Here is a 1,482-nt window from a genome sequence, read left to right as displayed (position 1 = left end):
CCCGCGCATCCGCCATGTTATCAAACAGTTGGGCCTCAAAGGCGGTGAGCTGCGCGTAGAACGTCGCATTTGAGCTATCCGCCAGGGTTTCCGGGGTGGTAATCATGGCGAAGTAGCGTAGTCCAGCCCGGGCCGCACTGGGCGCCCATTCATTTAGCACCCACTCCATCGAGTGGTCCCAGGGCCCCCGTACGGAACGCGTATCGTTAAGTACGCAAGAAAAACCCGCTTTTGCCAAGGCGTCAACGTAGGCCTTTGCCCCAACTTTGATGTTCTCAGCTGTCAAATACCCTTGCCAGTCGGTGAAAATCCAGCGGTTTTCCGTGTCCGTCTCAATTGTAAGATAGACTTTACCCAAGGCTGATTTGTATTCTTTTACCATGCCACAAAGGAAGCATTAATCTCCTTCACTGTCTTGTTCGTTGGCCCAGTCCTCTAATAGCATTTTGAACTGGTCAGCAGATAGTCTATTAGTCTGAAAATGAGCAATTAGTGTTTGAAGCCTTTGTGGGACTGGTTGTCCTAGTTGCTGAGAGATGTTCTCGGCTAGTTGGCCTGCCATTCTCATGCGAAAGGCATCACGTGAGCTTATTTCGGTCTTTTTCATTGTCGCTTATTCAGAGCGGTCTAATTCGCGTAGCGTGTCGAAAGGAGTAAAACCAAATTCAAGCTGCTGCTTCCCTTTTTCCACTAACTTCTTCTTAATGTAGCTCTTAGCGAAGGTAAGTCGATTGCCATTAAACATGACAATGGGGTTGATGAAATACAGGCTGGATTCGGTGCTACGAGCAATAATATCAGCTTCTAACAACTCGCCTAACCCACTGATTACGTTTGCTTTGGACTTATATCCTGTAAACTCCATGCATTGAGATAGCATAAAGTGAATGGTGCCTTTGCCCGGTTCTAGTTGATGACAAACATATTCGAAGACCTTTTTGCCTCTTGCGCTTAGGCCACTGCGCATAGCTAAACCATCATGGTAAATCTTGGTGAATTGCCCCTGGTCTACTTCAATCTCCCGAATGAAAGTAGCACTAGCATGTTGCTCTCCTAGGCTATCTACGACCATTAAGCTGGCGTCCCCTCCACTGCCCTTTCTAGGGCGTATGGTCTGACGCTTTACACTAACCTTCATCTCTGCTATGGTCTGTTCCAAGAACGGATTTTGCTTATTCGAAGGGTAGTCTGTGAGTTTCTTGTACCAATCAGGAGAAGCCATAAAAGCATGAATTTTGAGCGTTAAGTAAAACGTAAAGTTTTACCTGATGAGGGCAAAAGTAAAACTTTTGGTTGTATCTTCTTAAAACTTATAGTTTTATTTTAACCGCCTACAAGTAAAACTATAAGTTTTACTTGTAGGCTTTTTTTAGTGAACTCAGTAGATGGATTTATAAAAAAAATACAATTATTTTTTTGGTGAGAGTTTTAACTTCTAAAACAGATGTTTTAGAAGTTAAAACTCCAACCTTCATAACTAAC

At 44.0% G+C, this 1,482-nt stretch carries 2 protein-coding genes; both read right to left on the bottom strand.

Going from position 1 to position 1,482, the window contains the following annotated elements:
- The coding region (locus KYK14_RS21850) for an STAS/SEC14 domain-containing protein (protein ID WP_219161759.1) at nucleotides 1-382 on the bottom strand (382 nt) is incomplete at its 3' end.
- Between the two features lie 231 nt (nucleotides 383-613).
- Nucleotides 614-1,222: a hypothetical protein gene (locus tag KYK14_RS21845; RefSeq protein WP_110980634.1), complete on the bottom strand. Its 609-nt coding sequence runs from the start codon at nucleotides 1,220-1,222 to the stop codon at nucleotides 614-616.
- Nucleotides 1,223-1,482: the final 260 nt, after the last annotated feature.

Origin of the sequence: Hymenobacter profundi, assembly GCF_019334315.1 — a bacterium.
Lineage (GTDB): Bacteria > Bacteroidota > Bacteroidia > Cytophagales > Hymenobacteraceae > Hymenobacter > Hymenobacter profundi.
This window is presented reverse-complemented; position numbering and strand designations above follow the sequence as displayed.

Excerpts from the sequence above, each read along its gene's own strand:
- KYK14_RS21845 (WP_110980634.1), bottom strand. The coding sequence starts at position 1,222 with ATGGCTTCTCCTGATTGGTACAAGAAACTCACAGACTACCCTTCGAAT.